Origin of the sequence: Janthinobacterium sp. CG_23.3, from assembly GCF_046115965.1 — a bacterium.
GTDB lineage: Bacteria > Pseudomonadota > Gammaproteobacteria > Burkholderiales > Burkholderiaceae_D > Janthinobacterium.
In genome coordinates, this window is sequence record NZ_JBJXIB010000115.1 from 1 (window position 1) to 19142 (window position 19142).

The window sequence follows — 19142 nt, forward strand, 5'->3', positions numbered from 1 at the left end:
TACGCAAGCAAGGCCATGGCATGCTTGAGGTTCTGCTCCGGGCCTTCAACGGTAATCCTATCCCGCTTGCCGCATAGCGGCTGAACAGTCACAAACAGTGTAGCGTCCTCAGCCGTTAAAACCATTTGACCTGGCGCAAACTTTTCAAGGAAGGGATAAATACAACAGCCGCCGCGCGCCGCGTCCGGCGCGGCCGATGTTGCAACGCACACAAAAAAGCCCGTCCCCGCCTGCCGCCACGGCCAGCGTGTATGCGGGGCGGCGCGGCGACGGCGCCGCCGCCGCGGGCGCCGCCGGGCGGCGCGCGGCCGTCCGGATGCGCCGCCGGCGCTGTTTCGGCGCCAACAATAAGCACAAAACTACTGCCCGCCTCAAATCGCCGCGTTACAAAAATACAACAGCCTGGCGGCTTTCTTTAGCTTTCGACCAACCTTCCTCCCGATAATCGACCATTCCATCGATCTTGGCGCCGCCAGCATTTAAGGTTCAACTCATCCAAGTGTTGATCGCACCGCACTTTTCTGCTTCATGGATTTTTGAACAAGTTCACTTTATAGGGAATTAAAAATGAAAAAATCACTCCTGGTCCTGTCTCTTTTCGGCGCTTTCGCCGGTGTTGCACATGCACAATCGTCGGTCGTCATCTACGGCACCGTCGACGCCAACGTCCAAAAAGTGACCGGCACCAGCGCCGCGATCAGCAAGCACGACAACAACAAACTGGGCTTCAAGGGCGTTGAAGATCTGGGCAACGGCTTGAAAGCCCTGTTCCAACTGGAAATCCGCTACGAACTCGACACCGGCACGCTGGAAGCGAACACCCGTCCGCTGTTCCAGGGACAGAGCCGCGTCGGCCTGCAAGGCGCCTTCGGTACCGTGCGCCTGGGCCGCGGCCTGACCGCCTACCAGGAGACCAGCACCGCCTTCGAACCATGGTCGGGCATGCCTAGCCGCGCCGGCTTCCAGCCGGACATCCACATCGCCGGCTACACCAGCGATCCGCTGAGCGCGGCCGGCAATTCGAGAAACCGTTTTTCGAATGCGCTGTTCTATAACACCCCGGTGATGTCCGGCTTCCAGCTGAACGCCACCGTCGGCGCCAAGGAAACCAACGGCGGCCCGGCGATCATCGGCCGCAACCCGGTCATTGCAACGCCAACCCCGGCGAATCCGCAACGCTTCCAGTACGCCGCCAACTCGGCAGGCGACGCCAATCCTTACTCGCTGTCGGGCACCTACACCAACGGCCCGGTCGCCGCCATGCTCGGCTACGAGCGCAACGCCGTCCAAACCAAACTGTGGTCGGCCGCCGCCTCGTTCAACCCGATCACCCCACTGAAATTGATGGCCTCGTACCAGGAGCAGGACTTCGGCCACACCGCGTTCGCCGCCGCCGACGAAGCCAAATCGTGGGTGGTTGGCGCCAACTACACCGTCGGCTCGGGCCTGATCCGCGCCGGTTACGGCCGCCTGACCCCGGAGAACGCCACCAAAACCAAGCGCGCCTCGATCGGCTACGAACACAACCTGTCCAAACGCACCTATCTGTACGCGGAAGCGTCGCAAACCAAGACCGCGGTCAAGACCAACTACTACGGCGTCGGCGTGCACCACAACTTCTAATCGGCGCAGGGCGAACCGTGCTACGGAACGCCCGCACCAATGCGTCGCGCAAAACGGCAGTGGGCAACCACGGCCGTTTTTTTTCGTCCGCGCGGCGCCTGTGTCTTTTCCGCAACCAACGTTCCGGGCTAAACGTTGGCGTTCTGTACAAGCCCAAAGAAGAGTGTCATATTGAACTGCGACGAAATAGTACGTACGTTCGTTTCAACTAAAAATACAACCATTTGGAGACAGCATGAACACAAAATTACTCGTTGGCGTGATTGCCGCGTGTTTCGCAGCGCCGGCACTGGCGCAGTCCAGCGTAGTGATCTATGGCATCGCCGACGCCGGCCTGATGTATGTCGACAACGGCGGCAAGGATAGCAAGGTCAAGCTCGTCAGCGGCATCGCCGACGGCTCGCGCCTCGGTTTCAAGGGCACCGAGGACATGGGCGGCGGCTACAAGGCCATCTTCAACCTGGAAGCGCGCGTGGAGATCGACACCGGCAACAACAAGACCGGCAATCTGAGTTCGAACCAGGGCTTCGCGCTGACGCGCGGCCTGGAACGCCTGCCGGCGCCCTTGCTGGCCGGTGTACGCGGCGCGCTGCAGCCGGCGGTCAACGTCAACACCAGCGGCGCGCTGTTCGACCGCACCTCGATGGTCGGCCTGGTCACGCCGGTCGGCGCCATCCTTGCCGGGCGCATGTACACGCCCGGCTACGAGGTGTTCAACAACGCCGACGTGTTCGAGTCCGGCACCGGCGGCGGCTGGGGCGGCATCGTCGGCGGCACCGGCGGCCTGCTGACGGCGGGCATGGCGATCCGCTCCGACAAATCGCTGCAATACCGCATCGAAACGCCGAACGGCTTCGGCGCGGCGCTGATGTACGGCGCCGAAAAGTCCGGCTACGTCGGCTTGGACAAGCGCTCGTGGGGCGGCAACGTGCGCTACAAGGCGAACGGCTGGAACGTCGGCCTGGGCCACAACCACGGCACCGACCAGGTCGGCAACCGCGGCCTGGTCACCACCACGCTGGGCGGCTCGTATGAAACCGGCGACGCCAAGCTGTTCGCCGGCTACCACAAGCAAAAGAACGAAAACTCGGTCATCATCCGCCTCGCCGGCGAACAGCTGGCGCCGGTCTTCGCCTCGCTGGGCGCGGCCGGGCCGGGCATCGCCCGGATGGTCAACGCGGCGCTGGTGCGCAACTTCTACCTCGACGCGGTCAGCTACCAGCTCGGCGCCCACTACAAGATCGGCGCCGGCCGCGTGATGGCCTCGGTGGTGCGCCAGGACGACAAGACCGCGTCCAACAGCGACGCCACCCAGTTCGCCCTCGGCTACGACCACAACCTGTCCAAGCGCACCGACATCTACACCGTGCTGGCCTACATCAAGAACACCAACCAGGGCCAATATGCGATCGGCGCGGCCAGCGCCTCGGGCGGCTTCACCGAGAAGGCCGGCGACGCCAGCCGCGGCATCCAGATGGGCATCCGCCACCGCTTCTAAGCTTGCCGGCTTGACGGCAACCGCGACAGGCGCCCCCCGGGCGCCTGTTTTTATTTCTGCGCAGCTCAGGCGAAGCGCGCGCGCCGCGGGGCTGTCGGTTAAAATTGGGATTCCCGCTGCGCAACGCCGCCGCCGACCACTTACCAACCGAAACGACCGATGACCGCCACACTGGATTCCACCACCGTCGCCCAATACCTGACGGCGCACCCGCAATTTTTCCAGGAGCACGCCGCCCTGCTAGGCGAGGTCAAACTGGCCAGCCCGCTGACCGGGCGCACCGTCTCGTTGCAGGAGCGCCAGATGGAAGTCATGCGCGACAAGTACAAGGCGCTCGAACTGCGCCTGTCCGACCTGTCGCGCCTGGCCGAGGAAAACGCCGGCATCGCCGCCAAGTTCCACGGCTGGACCCAGGACCTGCTGCGCGCCCGCGGCGGGGCCGGGCAGGCGCGCGCGGTGCTCGACGGCATGCTCGGCCATTTCGCCGTGCCGCAGGCCACGCTGCGCCTGTGGGACCTGGCGCCGGAACACCACGACGCCTGGTTCGCCCAGGGCGTCTCGGACGACGCCCGCCTTTTCGCCAACAGCCTGCTGGCGCCGTATTGCGGCAGCAACAACGACTTCGAGGCGGTGCGCTGGCTCGGCGCCGGGCCGGTGGCCTCGACGGCGATGCTGGCGCTGCGCGCGCCGGACGGCAACGGCGCCGCGTTCGGCCTGCTGATCCTCGGCTCGCCCGACGCGCAACGCTTCACGGCCGGCATGGCGACCGATTTCCTGGTCAACATCGGCGCCACCGCCAGCACCGCGCTGGCGCCGCTGCGCGCCTGAGGCCGCGGCCGGCATGAGCGAGACGCGCAGCAACGCCGACTGGCTGGCGGCCTACCTGTCCCAGCTGAGCAGCCAGCGCAAGCTGTCGCCGCACAGCGTGGCCGCCTACCGCCGCGACCTGCTGGAACTGGCCCGCTTCGGCGACGGCCTGGCCTGGGACGCGCTGGGCGTCGGCGAGATCCGCCGCTACACCTCGAAACTCCACGCCGGCGGCCTGAACCCGCGCTCGATCGCCCGCAAGCTGTCGAGCTGGCGCGGCTTCTTCGACTGGCTCGGCCGCCAGAGCGCGCTGGCGGCCAACCCGGCCGCCGGCGTGCGCGCGCCCAAGCGCGCCAAAACCCTGCCGAAGGCGCTGTCGGTCGACGACGCGGTGCGACTGGCGGCGACGCCGTCGCGCCTGCACGGCGCGCCGCTGCCGGCCGAGCTGTGCAACCGCGCCATGTTCGAACTGCTGTATTCGAGCGGCCTGCGGGTGGCCGAGTTGTGCGGCCTGGACCGGCAACACCGCCCGGCCGGCGCGCACGGCCCGGCCTCGCTGGGCTGGATCGACGCCGCCGCCGGCGAGGTCGTGGTGACCGGCAAGGGCGGCAAGATGCGCAAGGTGCCGGTCGGCGCGGCCGCGCTGGCGGCGCTGGCGGCCTGGCTGGCGGTGCGCCCGGCGCCGGCCGACGGCGGCGCCGCGCTGTTCCTGAGCACCCGCGGCAGCCGCATCTCGCCGCGCCTGGTGCAACTGCGCCTGAAGGCGCACGGCCAGGCCATCGGCATTCCCGTCAACGTCCACCCGCACGTGCTGCGCCACTCGTTCGCCTCGCACGTGCTGCAATCGTCGGGCGATTTGCGCGCGGTGCAGGAAATGCTCGGTCACGCCAGCATCACCTCGACCCAGGTCTACACCTCGCTCGACTTCCAGCACCTGGCGCTGGCTTACGACAAGGCGCATCCGCGCGCCAAAATCAAATAAACCGCCGCCGCCGGCCTGATCTACATCAAGCGCGCCAGCCGAATTTGCAAGCGGGCGCGGAAATCCGGCATAATCGTCGGCCTGCCGCGCAAAAAAGGCGGCCCGGCGCAGATTCAGACCTTTATTCCACAGCAACGGCGGACAGCAACCATGGCACTCATTCCCACCACCATCCTGACGGGCTTTCTCGGTGCCGGCAAAACCACCCTGCTCAACCGCATCTTGCGGGAACCGCACGGCATGCGCATCGCCGTGATTGAAAACGAATTCGGCCAGGAAAACATCGACAACGAGATCCTGGTGCGGGACAGCACGGAACAGATCGTCGAAATGAACAACGGCTGCATCTGCTGCACCGTGCGCGGCGACCTGATCGTGGCGCTCGGCGCGCTGGCGCAAAAGCGCGACGCCGGCCTGCTGCAGTTCGACCGGGTGGTGATTGAAACCACCGGCCTAGCCAACCCGGGGCCGGTGGCGCAAACCTTTTTCGTCGACGACGAGGTGGCCAGCCACTACATGCTCGACGCCATCGTCACCGTCGTCGACGCGCACCACGCCATGGCCCAGCTCGACGAGCACGAGGAGGCCCAGCGCCAGGTCGGCTTCGCCGACAAGCTGCTGCTGTCGAAAACCGACCTGGTCGACGCCGCCGACCTGGCACTGCTGACGCGGCGCCTGAAGCGCATCAATCCGCGCGCGCCGATCGGCGCCGCCGATTTCGGCAACGTGCCGCTGGCCGAGGTGCTCGACCTGCGCGGCTTCAACCTCAACGAAAAACTGGAACTGGACCCGGACTTCCTGGCCACCGAGCCGGCCCACGTGCACGAGCACGAGCACGCCCGCGAGCACGCCCACGACGGCCATGACGGGCACGCACACGCGCACAGCGAAGCCTGCGCCGCCGACTGCGACGCGTCCGCCCACAACCACCACCACGCCGGCCACAGCGACGACATCGCCGCCTTCGTGTTCAAAAGCGGCCGGCCTTTCGACAGCGCCAAGCTCGACGAGTTCCTTAACGGCCTCGTCCAAGTGTACGGTCCTCGCATGCTGCGCTATAAAGGCGTATTGTTGATGCAGGGAGCTGAACGCAAGGTGGTGTTCCAGGGCGTGCACCAAATCATGGGCAGCGATCTGGGCGCGAAGTGGGGGGAAACCGAGGCGCGTGGCAGCAAAATGGTGTTTATTGGTAAAAATCTACCGAAAGACATCTTTATTCGCGGACTCGAACAATGTTTGGTATAAACTAGCCGGGTTTTGCGGCACGCCCCGCCGCCGTTGCCGCACGAACGGGACGATGAAATAGGATGGCAATATGCAGCAAAGCATGACAAAATTGGCAAGCAACGTTGCGCCGAAAACCTAGTTTCCACAAAACGTAACATCCGGAAAGCTGAAAAATGCCAAAGCGGATACCGGTGCAGCTGTCGGTGCAATTGCCGAATCAGCTGATCAATTTGAAAACTCTGTCGTATCGAAGGTAAGCGAAGTGATGACCAAAACTAATAAATCGACCCCCGCCGCCAACACAGAAGTCGCCCTCATCACCGAAGAAGAAATTCGTCAGATGAGCGAAAACGACTACATGAACCCGGCGCAACTGGCATTTTTCAAGGCGCGCTTGCAACAGCTTGAAAAAGACTTGCTGAAAAACGCAGGCGAGACCACCGAGCATTTGCGCGAAACCGTGCTGGTGCCCGATCCGGCCGACCGCGCCACCATCGAGGAAGAGCACGCGCTGGAACTGCGCACCCGCGACCGCGAACGCAAGCTGCTGAAGAAGGTGCAGCAATCCATCGCCAGCATCGACGGCGGCGACTACGGCTGGTGCGAAGAAACCGGCGAGCCGATCGGCATTCCGCGCCTGATCGCCCGGCCGACCGCGACGCTGTCGCTGGAAGCGCAGCAACGCCGCGAACTGAAACAAAAGCTGTACGGCGACTGAGGCAGTGCCGGCCGTGCGGCGGCGGGCGGCTCAAGCCGCCAGCGGCCGGCCGCTCCACAACAAGCACGCAACCCTCGGGCGCGTGCTTTTTTTGCGCCCAATCTATCAAAATGTAACGAAACGGGGCGCAGGCTTGCCCATGAGCTACACTAGCGTAAGCCGACTGGCGTCGGCGGCGGCTCGGCCTTGGATCACGCCGGCCTCGGCGGCCCCCGCATCCGGCCGACGACACACGACATCGAGCTTCACACCCAGGACACTCTTGCAGTAGCGCAACGACGGGGAAAGACGTGGGACTGTTCTCACTGTTCAAAAAAAGCGGCCCCGAGCCGCAGCCGCGCCAGCGCGGCGACGACGGCGCCGCGCCGGCCGCGCCCAACAGCGAGGCCCAGCGCGACCAGGCGCAGTTGCGCCAGCGCGAAATCGCCCGCGCCACCGCCTTGAAAATCGACGCGATCGAGGCGGCGATGACCTTCGACATCTTCAACACGCCTGAACCGGCCTGGGGCAGCACGCCGCCGCGCCCGCCGCGCCCGCCCGCCACCGCCACGCTGGCCGCGCTCGACGCCAACAGCACCGAATTGCCCAGCTGCGAGCCGGGTCCCGCCGCCGCCGTCGAGGAAATCGCCTTGTTGTACGCCAACGGCCAACTGGCGCTGGCCGGACAGATGCTGGTCGACAGCCTGGCCGACGCCGGCGCCGACCGCACGCTGTGGTGGATGTTGTTCGACCTGTACCAGATCACCGGCCAGCAGCAGCAATTCGACAGCCTGTCGATCGACTACGCCAGCCGCTTTGAAACCTCGCCGCCGGCCTACGCGGCGGCGGCGGCGCGGCCGGCCGACCCCGCCTACGCCGGCGCCGCGCCGACGCTGGCCCTGGCCGGCGCCCTCGACGGCGGCATCGGCCCGGCCGTCGCACAGATGCAGCGGCAGGCCGGCAGCGGCCCGGTGCTACGGCTGGACTTGAGCAAGGTCAACGCGGTCGACGCGGCCGGCTGCGCGCTGCTGCTGCCCGGCCTGCGGCAATTGCAGGACGGCCGGCGCGAACTGATCGTGGTCGGCGCCGCCGAACTGGCGGCGCGGGTGCGCGCCATCGTCCAGGTCGGCCGGCGCGACGAGGGCGAGGCCAGCTGGCTGCTGTTGCTGGAACTGCTGCAACTGCTCAAGCGCGAAAAGGAGTTCGAGGAAGCCAGCATGGACTACTGCGTCACCTTCGAGGTGTCGCCGCCGCCGTACGTGGCGCCCGAGCGGGTCGCCACCGCCGCCGCCCGCCAGTCGGCCTCGGCGGCGAGCGAGCGCTTCATGCTGCCGGCGCTGATCGACGCCGGCGGCGCCCTGCTCGAGGCGATCGACGCCTACGCCGCCGGCGACGGCGCGCTGGTGTTCGACTGCTCGCGCCTGCTGCGCATCGAGTTCGGCGCCGCCGGGCTGTTGCTGGCGCGCCTGCAACGCCTGGCCAAGGGCGGCAAGGCCATCGAGTTCCGCGACCTGAACCACCTGGTGGCGGCGCTGCTGCGCCTGCTCGCCTTCGGCGACGTCGCCAGGATCTTCGCGCACAAGTATTGAGGCCTGGAACCCGGGGCGCAACCCCGCGGTCAGACGGGGCCGCCGCGCCGCCGCGGGTTTGGCCGCGGGGTCTGGCCGCGGGGTTGCGCCGCCTTGCAATCGCCCGTTCCATCCCCATTTCTGGCGGATGCGGTCAATCCGACATCTTTGAGGTCATTCATGGAACAATTTCACGGCACCACCATCCTGTGCGTGCGGCGCGGCAAGCAGGTCGCCCTCGGCGGCGACGGCCAGGTTACCCTCGGCAACATCGTCATGAAGGGCACGGCCCGCAAGGTGCGCAAGCTGTACCAGGGCAAGGTGCTGGTCGGCTTCGCCGGCGGCACCGCCGACGCCTTCACGCTGCTCGACCGCTTCGAGGGCAAGTTGGAAAAACACCAGGGCAACCTGCTGCGCGCCTCGGTCGAGCTGGCCAAGGACTGGCGCACCGACCGCGTGCTGCGCCGCCTCGAGGCGATGTTGCTGGTGGCCGACGGCGAATCGACGCTGGTGATCACCGGCAACGGCGACGTGCTGGAACCGGAGGACGGCATCGGCGCCATCGGCTCGGGCGGCACCTTCGCCCAGTCGGCCGCCAAGGCGCTGCAGGAAAACACCGAACTGACGCCGGCCGAGATCGTCAAGAAGTCGCTGACCATCGCCGCCGAGCTGTGCATTTACACGAATATGTCGCATACGATAGAAACGCTGGACTGAGCCGGAAAGCCACCATGAACATGACCCCGCTGGAAATTGTCGCCGAACTCGATAAACACGTCGTCGGCCAGGGCCGCGCCAAGAAGGCCGTCGCCATCGCGCTGCGCAACCGCTGGCGCCGCCAGCAGGTGGCCGAGCCGCTGCGCCACGAAATCACGCCGAAGAACATCCTGATGATCGGCCCCACCGGGGTTGGCAAGACCGAGATCGCGCGCCGCCTGGCCAAGCTGGCCGACGCCCCCTTCATCAAGATCGAGGCCACCAAGTTCACCGAGGTCGGCTACGTCGGGCGCGACGTCGACACCATCATCCGCGACCTGATCGACATCGGCATCAAGCAGACCCGCTCCAGCGAGATGAAGAAGGTGCGCCTGCGCGCCGAGGACGCCGCCGAGGACCGCATCATCGACATCCTGGTGCCGCCGGCGCGCGACTTCGGCTTCAACGTCGCCGCCGCCGCCGGCGAGCAGCCGGCCGCCGGCGACGCCACCCGCCAGACCTTCCGCAAGCGCCTGCGCCAGGGCGAGCTGGACGACAAGGAAATCGAGATCGAGCTGGCCGAGGCCGGCCCGCAGATGGAAATCATGGCGCCGCCCGGCATGGAGGAGATGACCGAGCAGATCAAGTCGATGTTCTCGGGCGTCGGCGCCGGGCGCAAGAAGGCGCGCAAGATCAAGGTGCGCGAGGCGATGAAGCTGCTGGTCGAGGAGGAGGCGGCCAAGCTGCTCAACGAGGACGAGTTGAAGCAGAAGGCGATCCAGAACGTCGAGCAGAACGGCATCGTCTTCCTCGACGAGATCGACAAGATCGCCTCGCGCTCCGAGGTCGGCGGCGCCGACGTCTCGCGCGCCGGCGTGCAGCGCGACCTGCTGCCGCTGGTCGAGGGCACCACCGTCAACACCAAGTACGGCATGATCCGCACCGACCACATTTTGTTCATCGCCTCCGGCGCCTTCCACCTGGCCAAGCCGTCCGACCTGATCCCCGAGCTGCAGGGGCGCTTCCCCATCCGCGTCGAGCTGGAGTCGCTGTCGACGGCCGACTTCGAACGCATCCTCACCAGCACCGACGCCTGCCTGACGATGCAGTACGAGGCGCTGCTGGCGACCGAGAACGTGAAGGTGGAATTCGCGCCCGAGGGCATCACGCGCCTGGCCGAAATCGCCTTTTCGGTGAACGAGCGCACCGAGAACATCGGCGCGCGGCGCCTGTACACGGTGATGGAAAAGCTGCTCGAGGAAGTCTCGTTCAGCGCCAGCGAGAGCGGCGGCAGCGTCGTCACCGTCGACGCCGCCTACGTCAACGCCCGCCTGGAGGCGCTGGCCGTCAACGAAGACCTGTCGCGCTACGTGTTGTAAGCAAGGAGGCCGGCATGGCAAACAAGGCTTTGGCGACGCGCCAGCGCATGCAGTACCGCGTCGAGCCGTCGCAGCACCGCGCCGGCCGGTCGGCGCCGGCCGTCAGAAGCGGTACGACAAGCCCGCCGTGAGCAAGCCTTCGCGCTCGGCGCCGCCCGGCACGCTGTCCCAGTCCAGGTGCAGCGACCAGTCGGCGTCGAGCGCGTAGGCGCCGCCGTAGCCGTACAGCGCGGCGGGCCGGCGCCGCCGCGCCGCGCCGCCATAAGCGGCGCCGAGGCGCACGTGCAGCGACAGCGCGTCGAATTTATAGCCCCCCACGTAGGCCAGACCCAGCGCGCGCCAGGCGGCGTCGCCGGCGTAGCCGATGGCCTCGAGCGACAGCGCCGCCTCGCCGCCGCGAAACTGCAACGACTCGTAGCGCCGGCCCAGGTACAGGCGGGCGTCGTGGCGCGCGCCCAGGCCGGCGCCGGCGTACAGCGGCGCCGCGGCGGCAGGGGCCGGGGCCGGCAGGCAGGCGGCCAACGCCACGGCGGCAATCAAGTAGGGCTGGAACATGGGCGTCCTTTGGTGGGGGCGGGCCGGGCCCAATGGGGCAGTGTCGCAAGCTTCGCCGGGCGCCGCCATCTCCTTGTGCGAAGTGCCGCCATGGGCCACGTTTGGTGGCGTATTCCGGTACTATGGCACGCGCGGGCCGGACCCCAACGCCTTACGATAAGATGTTTGAAACACCACAAAGAAAGCGCTGGCAGGGACGGCGTGCAGACAGGAAGCCCATGAGTTCACCGGAATTGATCGTGCAGGTGCTGCGCGCGGAATTGCGCGCCGCCGGCATCACCTATAAATTGCTGGCCGAGCGCATCGACATGAGCGAATCGAGCGTCAAGCGCATGTTCGGCCAGCACGACATGTCGCTGTCGCGCCTGGCGCAGATTTGCAAGGCGGCTGGCATCGCGCTGGAGGACGTGCTGCGCGCCGCCGCCGACGTCACGCCGCACGCCGACACCTTGACGCTGACGCAGGAAACCTCGCTGATGGCGCGCCCCAAGCTGCTGCTGATGGCGATCTGCTGCCTGGGCCACTGGAGCCTCGAGCAGGTGGTGGAAACCTACGCGCTGTCGCAGCCGGAGTGCATCGGCCTGCTGGCCGAGCTGGACCGGATCGGCTTGATCGAGCTGAAACCGCTGAACCGCTACAGCATGCGCGTCTCGAACGCCTTCCACTGGCTGGCCGACGGCCCGGTGCAACAGTATTTCCGCGAACACGTGGTGGCCGATTATTTCGGCGGCCATTTCGACGGCGCCGGCGAGACCCTGATGTGCATCCCGGCGCGCCTGAGCCTGCCCAGCGCGCACGAGATGGTGCACAAGATCCGGCAACTGGCCGGCGAGCTGGCGCGGCTGCACCAGGGCGACCGCCGCCTCGCCGGCGCCGAGCGCGACGGCTTCACCCTGCTACTCGGCTTTCGCTCGTGGGAATTCGGCGCCTTCACGGCGCTGCGCCGGCCGCAGCCGCCCTACCAGATCGGGCCGAGGAACAGGTAAACGGTGCCGGTGCCGCCGCGGCTGGCGCCGGCGCCGAAATAGGCCGGGCCGAAGCGGGTGTCGACCGACAGGAAGGCGCTGCCGGCCTGGACGAAGCGGTAGCGCACGGGCGCCAGATCGTCGTCGTTGTAGGCGCCGCCGGCCTCGAGCGAGAAGCCGGCGCGGATCACGCCGCCGAAGGTGCTGGGCAGCGCGCCGATGCGGCGCGCCATCACCAGCCGGCTGAGCAGCACGCCGCGGCCCTCGATGGAGTTGGCCGGCACCCCCGACAGGCGCAGGAAGCCGCCCAGTTGCAAGGGCGCGCTGCCGCTCTGGGCGCGCGCCCATTCGCCGTACAGGTGGCCGGCCCAGTTGGCGGTGTGGAAGGCCGACATCGCCAGCACCGACGAGCTGGCCTGCGGCGCGACGCCGTGGCCGCCGGTCTTGGTGCTGGCCAGGGTCGCGTCGAGCAGGAAGCCGCGGCTGGGGAAGGCCAGCGAATCGAGCGTGTCGACCCGGTAGCTGACGAAGCGGTCGGTGCCCCGCGCCGACTGCCGCTGGTCCAGCGGCAGCTCGGGGATCACTTGGCGCACGCTGGCGCGGCTGCGCGTGGCGCCGACGCGGATGTCGCCGAAGCTGCCCAGTTCGCGCCCCAGCACCAGCGTGGCGCTGTGCAGGTCGTAGGCGTAGCGGCTGGCGCGCCGCCCCGCCAGGAAGCTGTCGGCCACCGCCGAGCCGTAGTGCAGCGCCGGCGCCACGTACCACGGCGAGCCGGCGCCCAGCGGCTGCCACCATTGCACGTCGATCGAGCGTTCGGTGCCGATCCGGCCGATGCTGCGCAGTTCGCCGCCCCAGGCGTTCAGCGAGCCGGCCACGTGCATCAGCTTCAGCGCGAAATTGTTGTTGTCGTTGAAATCGCTGGCCAGCTCCAGCCCGACCCGCAGGCGGCTGCCGGCCCAGTCGGAGGCGCTGGCCTTGATCAGCACGCTGCGCTGGTCGCCGGCGTCGCTGATCTCGGTTTCGACGCGGGCCAGGTCGCCGCGACCGTACAGTTTGGCGCCGGCGCGGCGCACCTGCTCGCGCGTCACGGCGCTGCCCTCGACCAGGCCGGACTGCGCCGCCAGCGCGCGCGCGTTGATGCCGCCGCCGCTTTGCACCTCCAGCTGCGCCAGCGGCAGCGCGACGTCGGCCAGCGCCGGCGCCGCCAGCCGCAGCGCCTCCAGCGCGGCGTATTCGCGCCGCGGCAGCGCCAGCGGCGCCAGCCGCAGGGCCAGCGCGCGCGCCGCCTGGGCGCCGGCGTGCATGGCCTTTTCCTGGCTGTTGAAGTCGAGGAAGCTGACGCCGCTCAAATCGGGCGCGATCAGGATGTCCCGCGGTCCCAGTTCGCGGATCGAGCGCTGCACGTTCTGCTCGGTGAGGATTTGCAGCATCTGCTGGGCCACGCCGAGCGCGCTGCCGAGGTCCTTTTCCGGCGCCAGCGTGGTGCCGACGTTGACCGCGATAACCACCTCGGCGCCCATGGCGCGCGCCATGTCGACCGGCAGGTTGCGCACCAGGCCGCCGTCGACCACCAGGCGCTGCTTGATGCGCACCGGCGCGAACACGCCCGGCACCGCCAGCGAGGCGCGCACGCTGAGAAAGAGCGGCGTGTCGTCGAGTTCGACCAGCTCGCCGGTGACGAGGTCCGAGGCCACCGAGCGGAACGGCAGCGGCAGGCGGTTCACCGGGCGGTCGCGCATGGCTTCCGGCAGCAGCCGGTTCAGCGCCAGTTCCAGCGCGGCGTTGCCGGCCGCGGCCGGCGGCAGCGAGACGCCGTTGCGGCTCAGGCCGAACTCGATGCGCGACGGCAGCAACTGGTCTTCCTCGCGGCGGCGGAACGCCAGGTCCTGGCGCGCCGGGCGGTCGGCCACCACCCGGTCCCAGTTGGTGGCGCGCGCCATCTGCTCCAGGTCGGCCACCGAGGCGCCGGCGGCGTAGGCGCCGCCGACCACGCCGCCCATGCTGGTGCCGACCACGATGTCGACCGGCACGCGCATGTCGCGCAGCACGCGCAGCACGCCGATATGCGCCAGGCCGCGCGCGCCGCCGCCCGACAGCACCAGCGCCACGCGCGGGCGCGCCGCCGCGGCCTCGGCCACGCCTTGCGCGGCGGCCGGGGACAACTGCAGCGCGCAGGCGCAGCACAGCGCGAGGGCGCGAAGGGAAACCATGGAAGCACTCCTGTTGGACGGCGGCGTGGGCGTTGAAACGCGCAAAACCGAGGATGTCACCGCGGGGTCGGCCCCCCGGGGTGCGGCCCCGGCACTTCGCCTTGGTGGGTGTTCAGCGCGCCGGCCCGCGAACTGAAGGGCATCGGGGTCCGGCGCGCCGGGCGCGTCAGTGCGAGCCGGCCGGCGGGCTGACGACGCGCGACGGCGGCGCCATTTGCAGCGGCGGCGCGGCCGGCGGCGGCGTCATTTGCTGCTGCGGCGGCGGCGTCATCTGCTGTTGCGACGGCTGCGGCGGCGCCAACGCGGCGCCGCCGCCGCCGCCGCCGGCCACGGCCTGCTCCAGCTCGACCCGCTTCGGCACGCCGCCGTCGGACAACAGCACGAACAGCGGCTGCACGTCCTTGACGGTGACGCCGGGCGCCACCTCGGCGCCGACCGGATAGGCCTGGGCCGGCTTGGCGTCGCTGGCCAGGATCGCCACGCTGCCGCGGCCGTTGCCGGCGGCGACCACGCCCTTCAACTGGTAATGGCTCAGCGCGGCCACTTGCAGGCGCCCGCCGAACAGGCCGGCAACGGCGTCGGGGCCGGGTTCGGGCGCGGCCTGGCTGACGAGCGCGGTGAGCGCGCGCTGCGGCGGCTTGACCAGCTCCATGAACCAGAAGGCCAGCGACGCCGACAACGCCACGACGGCGGCAAAACTCACAAACAGGGGCAAACGCTTCATCATGTTTTCTCGATTTTTCTTCTCTACCGCACCAGCTGGTTAATTTCAATGATCGGCATCAGCACCGCCAGCACGATCAGCAGCACCACCACGCCCATCGCCAGGATCAAGGCCGGCTCCAGCAGGCCGGCAATGGTCAAGGTGCGCCGCTCCAGGTCCTGCTCCTGCGCGCTGGCGGCGCGTTCCAGCATGGCCGGCAGTTCGCCGGTGATTTCGCCGGCGCGTATCATATGGATCAGCATGGGCGGGAAGTGCTTTTGCGCCGACAGCGCGCGCGCCAGGCTGACGCCCTCGCGCACGTTGTTGCTGGCCTCCTCGACCAGCTCTTGCATCGCCACGTTCGACAGCGTGTCGCGGCTGGTTTCCAGTGCCCGCAAAATCGGCACGCCCGAGCCGGTGGTGATGGCCAGCGTGCTGGCGAAGCGCGCCGTGTTCAGGCTGCGCTCGAACTTGCCGTACAGCGGCGCCGTCAACAGCCAGGTGTGCCAGCGCCGTTTCAGCCCGGGTTCTTGCAGCGCGCGGCGCCAGGCGAACCAGGCCGCCGCCAGCACGCCGCCCATCAGCACGCCGTAATGGCGCACGAAGTCGGACAGCGCCAGCATGATGATGGTCAGCAGCGGCAGCTTCTGCTTGGTGTTGGCGAACACCGAGACGATCTGCGGCACCACATAGGTCAGCAGGAAGATGACGATGGCGAACGCCACCACCGTGACGATGGCCGGGTAGGTGAAGGCCAGTTTAACCTTTTGCACCAGCGCGTTGCGCCGCTCGATGTAGTCGGCCAGGCGCGACAGCACCCGCGCCAGGTGGCCGATTTGCTCGCCCGAGGCCACCAGCGCGCGGTAGATCTCGGCGAAGTCGCGCGGATGGCGCGCCAGCACCTCGGAAAAGGCGGCGCCGCCGATGACCTCGGAACGGATCGAGGCGATCAGGTCGCGCAGGTAGGGCCGCTCGGCCTGTTCCAGCAGCGCCGAGAAGGCTTGTTCCAGCGGCAGGCCGGCCTCCAGCAGGCTGGCCAGCTGGCGCGTAAACAGCGCCAGCTCGGCGTTCGACAGGCGCTCGCCGAAGGCCCGGCTCTTGGTCACGCCGGCGGCGTCGACCTGGGCCGCGATGGCGTCGACGGCCAGCGGCACCAGGCCCTGCGCGCGCAGCTCGGCGCGCGCGGAACGGGCGCTGTCGGAGTTGAGCACGCCTTTTTTGGTGGCGCCGCCGGCGTCCACGGCTTCATAGCGAAATGCGGGCATCTGCGCTGGTCCCTAGTCTTTGGTTACGCGCAGCAGCTCGGCCGGCGTGGTGGTGCCGTCGGCCAGCCAGCGCTCGCCGTCCTCGCGCATGGTCTGCATGCCGCTGCGCTGCGCCGCGGCGCGCACCTCGGCCTCGGAGGCGCGGTTGTGGATTTGCGCGCGGATCTGTTCGGTCGTCTGCAGCAGCTCGTAGACCCCGACCCGGCCCTGGTAGCCGGTGTGGCCGCAGCGCTCGCAACCGACCGCCTGCCAGTGCTGGCCGTCGAAGCTGCGGCAGGCGCCGCACAACTTGCGCACCAGGCGCTGCGCCAACACCCCCAGCAGCGAGGACGACAGCAGGAACGGCTCGATACCCATGTCGAGCAGGCGCGTCACCGCCGCCGCCGCGTCGTTGGTGTGCAGCGTCGCCAGCACCAGGTGGCCGGTCAGCGAGGCCTGCACCGCGATCTGCGCCGTTTCCAGGTCGCGGATCTCGCCGATCATGATGACGTCCGGGTCTTGCCGCAGGATCGCCCGCAGCGCCTTGGCGAAGCTCATGTCGATGCGCGTGTTGACCTGGGTCTGGCCGACCCCGACCAGGTCGTACTCGATCGGGTCCTCGACCGTCAGGATGTTGGTGGTGCTGGCGTTGAGCCGCGTCAGCGCCGCGTACAGCGTGGTGGTCTTGCCCGAGCCGGTCGGCCCGGTCACCAGCACGATGCCGTGCGGCTGCTTGAGCAGGCCGTCGAACTCCGGCAGCATGCTGGCGCTCATGCCCAGGTGCTGCAGGTCGAGCCGCCCGGCCTCCTTGTCGAGCAGGCGCAGCACGGCGCGTTCGCCGTGCCCGGTCGGCAGCGTCGAGACGCGCACGTCGACCGGCTTGCCGCCGACGCGCAGCGTGATGCGGCCGTCCTGCGGCAGGCGCTTTTCGGCGATGTCGAGCTGGGCCATGATCTTGATGCGCGAAATCAGCGAACCGTGGATCGCCTTGCGCGGCCGCACCACGTCGCGCAGGCTGCCGTCGATGCGGAAGCGCACCACCGAGGTCAGCTCGAAGGGCTCGATGTGGATGTCCGAGGCGCCCTCGCGCAGCGCCTGGGTCAGCAGCGCGTTGATCATGCGGATCACCGGGGCGTCGTCGGAAGATTCCAGCAAGTCCTCGATGGCCGGCACGTCCTGCAGCAGCTTGGTCAGGTCGAGGTCGGCGTCGAACTCGTCGGCCATCTGCGAGGCGTCGCCGCCGGCGCCGGCGTAGGCGGCGGCGATGGCGGCGTCGAGCTCGGCGCGCGCCAAGGTCAACAGGCGGATGCGGCCGAAGCGCCGCGACACCTCGGCGATGGCGGCCGGCGCCGTGCCGGGGCCCACCAGCACGTCGACCGTGTGTTCGGCCTCCTCGCTGGGGCGGGCCAGCAGCGCGTAGTCGCGGGCGAACGCGTAGGGTAGTAGGTTGCTCATCTGGTCGGCCCTTCCCGGTGGCCGGTCATGCTCGCCGCGCTCATTGCGGCGCGCCGCTGCCGGCCGGGGCGTTGGCGGGCGGCAGCGGCCGCGGCGCCTGCGGCAGCGGGCGCAGCATGTCGCCGCCGACCGGCTGGCCGTTCAGCAGCGGCGGCAGTTGCGGCACGCCCAGGTCCTTGAGCATCAGGTTGCCCGACGCCGGCTGGGCTTGCGCCTCGGCGGCGCGCATGTAGTCGTAGCGGTCGGCCGTCAGGGTGGTGCTCTGCTCCTTGCTGCGGATCACCACCGGGCGCAGGAAGATCATCAGGTTGGTCTTCTTGCGCTGGCGCGTCTGGTACCTGAACAGGTTGCCCAGCAGCGGGATGTCGCCCAGGCCGCGCACCTTTTCGGCGCCGTCGTTGGTGGTGTCCTCGATCAGGCCGCCCAGCACGATGATCTGGCCGTCGTCGGCGATGACGTTGTTCTCGATCACGCGCTTGTTGAGCGTGATGCCCGAGACCGCCAGGGCGCTGGTCTTGTCGACCGTCGAGGTCTCGTGGTAGATGCCCATCTTGATGGTGCCGCCCTCGGAAATTTGCGGGCGCACCTTCAGCGTCAGGCCGACGTCCTTGCGCTCGATGGTCTGGAACGGGCTGGCGTTGGCGGTGCCGCCGACCAGCGTCTGGCCGGTCAGGATCGGCACGTTCTGGCCGACCTGGATGGTGGCCAGTTCGTTGTCGAGGGTGATCATGTTCGGCGTCGACAGGATGTTGGCGTTGCCGTCGGACTCGAGCGCGTGCGCCAGCGCGCCCAGGCCGAGCGCGCCGTTGATTTGCTTGAACAGGCCGATGGTCAGGCCGCCGCCCGGGGCGACGATGTTGCTGCCGCCGGCGGCCGCGCCGGTGGCCAGCGTGGCGATGTTGTTGCTGGTGCCGTTGGCGAACGATTGCACGCCGCCGATGCGGTAGTTGCTGTTCTTGTCGCCCGACAGGCCGAGCCACTGCACGCCGAACTCGGAGGCCTTGTCCGACGTCACCTCGACGATCAGCGATTCAATATAGACCTGGGCGCGGCGCACGTCGAGCTGGTCGATGACGGCGCGCAGGTTGCGGTAGACCGGCTCGGTGCAGGTGATGATCAGGGTGTTGGTGGAGGCGTCGGCCTGGATGAAGCCGGCCGCGCCGCCGGCCGCCAGCGCCTGCGGCGCCGCCGACAGCGAGGCGCCGCCGCCGCCGGCCGGCTGCTGGCCGCCGGCCTGCTGGCCGCCCTGTCCGCCCTGTCCGGCGGCGCCGGCGCCCAGGCCGGTGGCGTTGCCGGCGCTGGCCTGGGCCGCGCCGCCGCCCTCGCCCGACGTCATCACCGCGCGCAGCGTCAGCGCCAGCTTGGTGGCGTCGGCGTTTTTCAGGTACACCACGTGGACGTTGCCCAGTTGCGCGGTGGGCTGGTCGAGCTTGGCGATCAGCGACTTGGCCAGGTTGGCGGGGGGGGGGGAAGGCGGAAGAGAAAGGGGGCGCTGCGCGGAAACGGGTAGTGCCAGCCTCCGCAACAAACACA

At 68.5% G+C, this 19142-nt stretch carries 17 protein-coding genes; 10 read left to right on the top strand and 7 right to left on the bottom strand.

The genetic code is table 11. The features are described 5' to 3' along the window. Nucleotides 1–212 (bottom strand): hypothetical protein (locus ACFDR9_RS21725; protein ID WP_409032309.1); only part of this gene is annotated, 212 nt, incomplete at its 3' end. A gap of 355 nt (nucleotides 213–567) precedes the next feature. Between ACFDR9_RS21725 and ACFDR9_RS21730 the strand changes: the two genes are divergently transcribed. The 9 genes from ACFDR9_RS21730 (at nucleotide 568) to hslU (ending at nucleotide 10477) form a co-directional block, all read left to right on the top strand. Beyond that, the gene (locus tag ACFDR9_RS21730; protein ID WP_409032310.1) at nucleotides 568–1623 is read left to right on the top strand and encodes a porin; all 1056 of its coding nucleotides are present in this window, start codon (nucleotides 568–570) and stop codon (nucleotides 1621–1623) included. Between the two features lie 235 nt (nucleotides 1624–1858). Continuing rightward, nucleotides 1859–3121 carry a porin gene (locus ACFDR9_RS21735; RefSeq protein WP_409032311.1) on the top strand — a complete coding sequence of 421 codons (1263 nt, stop codon included), beginning with the start codon at nucleotides 1859–1861 and terminating at the stop codon, nucleotides 3119–3121. A gap of 159 nt (nucleotides 3122–3280) precedes the next feature. Further along, nucleotides 3281–3949, top strand: a complete 669-nt coding sequence (locus ACFDR9_RS21740; protein WP_017877936.1) for a DUF484 family protein — start codon at nucleotides 3281–3283, stop codon at nucleotides 3947–3949. Between the two features lie 13 nt (nucleotides 3950–3962). Then, nucleotides 3963–4910 (top strand): tyrosine recombinase XerC, encoded by a 948-nt coding sequence (locus ACFDR9_RS21745; RefSeq protein ID WP_409032312.1) that lies wholly within the window; start codon nucleotides 3963–3965, stop codon nucleotides 4908–4910. Between the two features lie 150 nt (nucleotides 4911–5060). Next, nucleotides 5061–6155 (top strand): GTP-binding protein, encoded by a 1095-nt coding sequence (locus ACFDR9_RS21750; RefSeq protein WP_409032313.1) that lies wholly within the window; start codon nucleotides 5061–5063, stop codon nucleotides 6153–6155. 247 nt (nucleotides 6156–6402) lie between these two features. Continuing rightward, complete coding sequence (gene dksA / locus ACFDR9_RS21755) at nucleotides 6403–6855, top strand: RNA polymerase-binding protein DksA (protein WP_017877939.1); 453 nt, start codon at nucleotides 6403–6405, stop codon at nucleotides 6853–6855. 290 nt (nucleotides 6856–7145) lie between these two features. After that, the gene (locus ACFDR9_RS21760; RefSeq protein WP_409032314.1) at nucleotides 7146–8423 is read left to right on the top strand and encodes a lipid asymmetry maintenance protein MlaB; all 1278 of its coding nucleotides are present in this window, start codon (nucleotides 7146–7148) and stop codon (nucleotides 8421–8423) included. A 159-nt stretch (nucleotides 8424–8582) separates the two neighbouring features. Beyond that, the gene (gene hslV / locus ACFDR9_RS21765; protein ID WP_017877942.1) at nucleotides 8583–9119 is read left to right on the top strand and encodes an ATP-dependent protease subunit HslV; all 537 of its coding nucleotides are present in this window, start codon (nucleotides 8583–8585) and stop codon (nucleotides 9117–9119) included. A 14-nt stretch (nucleotides 9120–9133) separates the two neighbouring features. Further along, nucleotides 9134–10477, top strand: a complete 1344-nt coding sequence (gene hslU / locus ACFDR9_RS21770) for an ATP-dependent protease ATPase subunit HslU (RefSeq protein WP_026133153.1) — start codon at nucleotides 9134–9136, stop codon at nucleotides 10475–10477. A gap of 102 nt (nucleotides 10478–10579) precedes the next feature. Here the strand turns inward: hslU and ACFDR9_RS21775 are convergent, their stop codons facing one another. Then, the gene (locus ACFDR9_RS21775; protein WP_409032315.1) at nucleotides 10580–11032 is read right to left on the bottom strand and encodes a hypothetical protein; all 453 of its coding nucleotides are present in this window, start codon (nucleotides 11030–11032) and stop codon (nucleotides 10580–10582) included. A gap of 218 nt (nucleotides 11033–11250) precedes the next feature. On the opposite strand from ACFDR9_RS21775, the gene ACFDR9_RS21780 reads away from it, so the two are divergent. Further along, nucleotides 11251–12018: a helix-turn-helix domain-containing protein gene (locus ACFDR9_RS21780; RefSeq protein ID WP_026133154.1), complete on the top strand. Its 768-nt coding sequence runs from the start codon at nucleotides 11251–11253 to the stop codon at nucleotides 12016–12018. Here the strand turns inward: ACFDR9_RS21780 and ACFDR9_RS21785 are convergent. From ACFDR9_RS21785 to gspD, 5 genes are all read right to left on the bottom strand, one after another. Next, nucleotides 11991–14207: a patatin-like phospholipase family protein gene (locus ACFDR9_RS21785; RefSeq protein ID WP_409032316.1), complete on the bottom strand. Its 2217-nt coding sequence runs from the start codon at nucleotides 14205–14207 to the stop codon at nucleotides 11991–11993. The genes ACFDR9_RS21780 and ACFDR9_RS21785 overlap by 28 nt on opposite strands. 166 nt (nucleotides 14208–14373) lie before the next feature. Then, entirely contained in the window at nucleotides 14374–14934 is a 561-nt protein-coding gene (locus ACFDR9_RS21790; protein ID WP_409032317.1) for a type II secretion system protein N, read from the bottom strand. A gap of 20 nt (nucleotides 14935–14954) precedes the next feature. Then, the gene (gspF, locus tag ACFDR9_RS21795; protein WP_026133155.1) at nucleotides 14955–16175 is read right to left on the bottom strand and encodes a type II secretion system inner membrane protein GspF; all 1221 of its coding nucleotides are present in this window, start codon (nucleotides 16173–16175) and stop codon (nucleotides 14955–14957) included. Nucleotides 16176–16187: 12 nt separating this feature from the next. Continuing rightward, the gene (gene gspE / locus ACFDR9_RS21800) at nucleotides 16188–17609 is read right to left on the bottom strand and encodes a type II secretion system ATPase GspE (RefSeq protein ID WP_017877949.1); all 1422 of its coding nucleotides are present in this window, start codon (nucleotides 17607–17609) and stop codon (nucleotides 16188–16190) included. A gap of 40 nt (nucleotides 17610–17649) precedes the next feature. Beyond that, nucleotides 17650–19142: type II secretion system secretin GspD (gspD, locus tag ACFDR9_RS21805; RefSeq protein ID WP_409032318.1), on the bottom strand; the 1493-nt coding region annotated here is incomplete at its 5' end.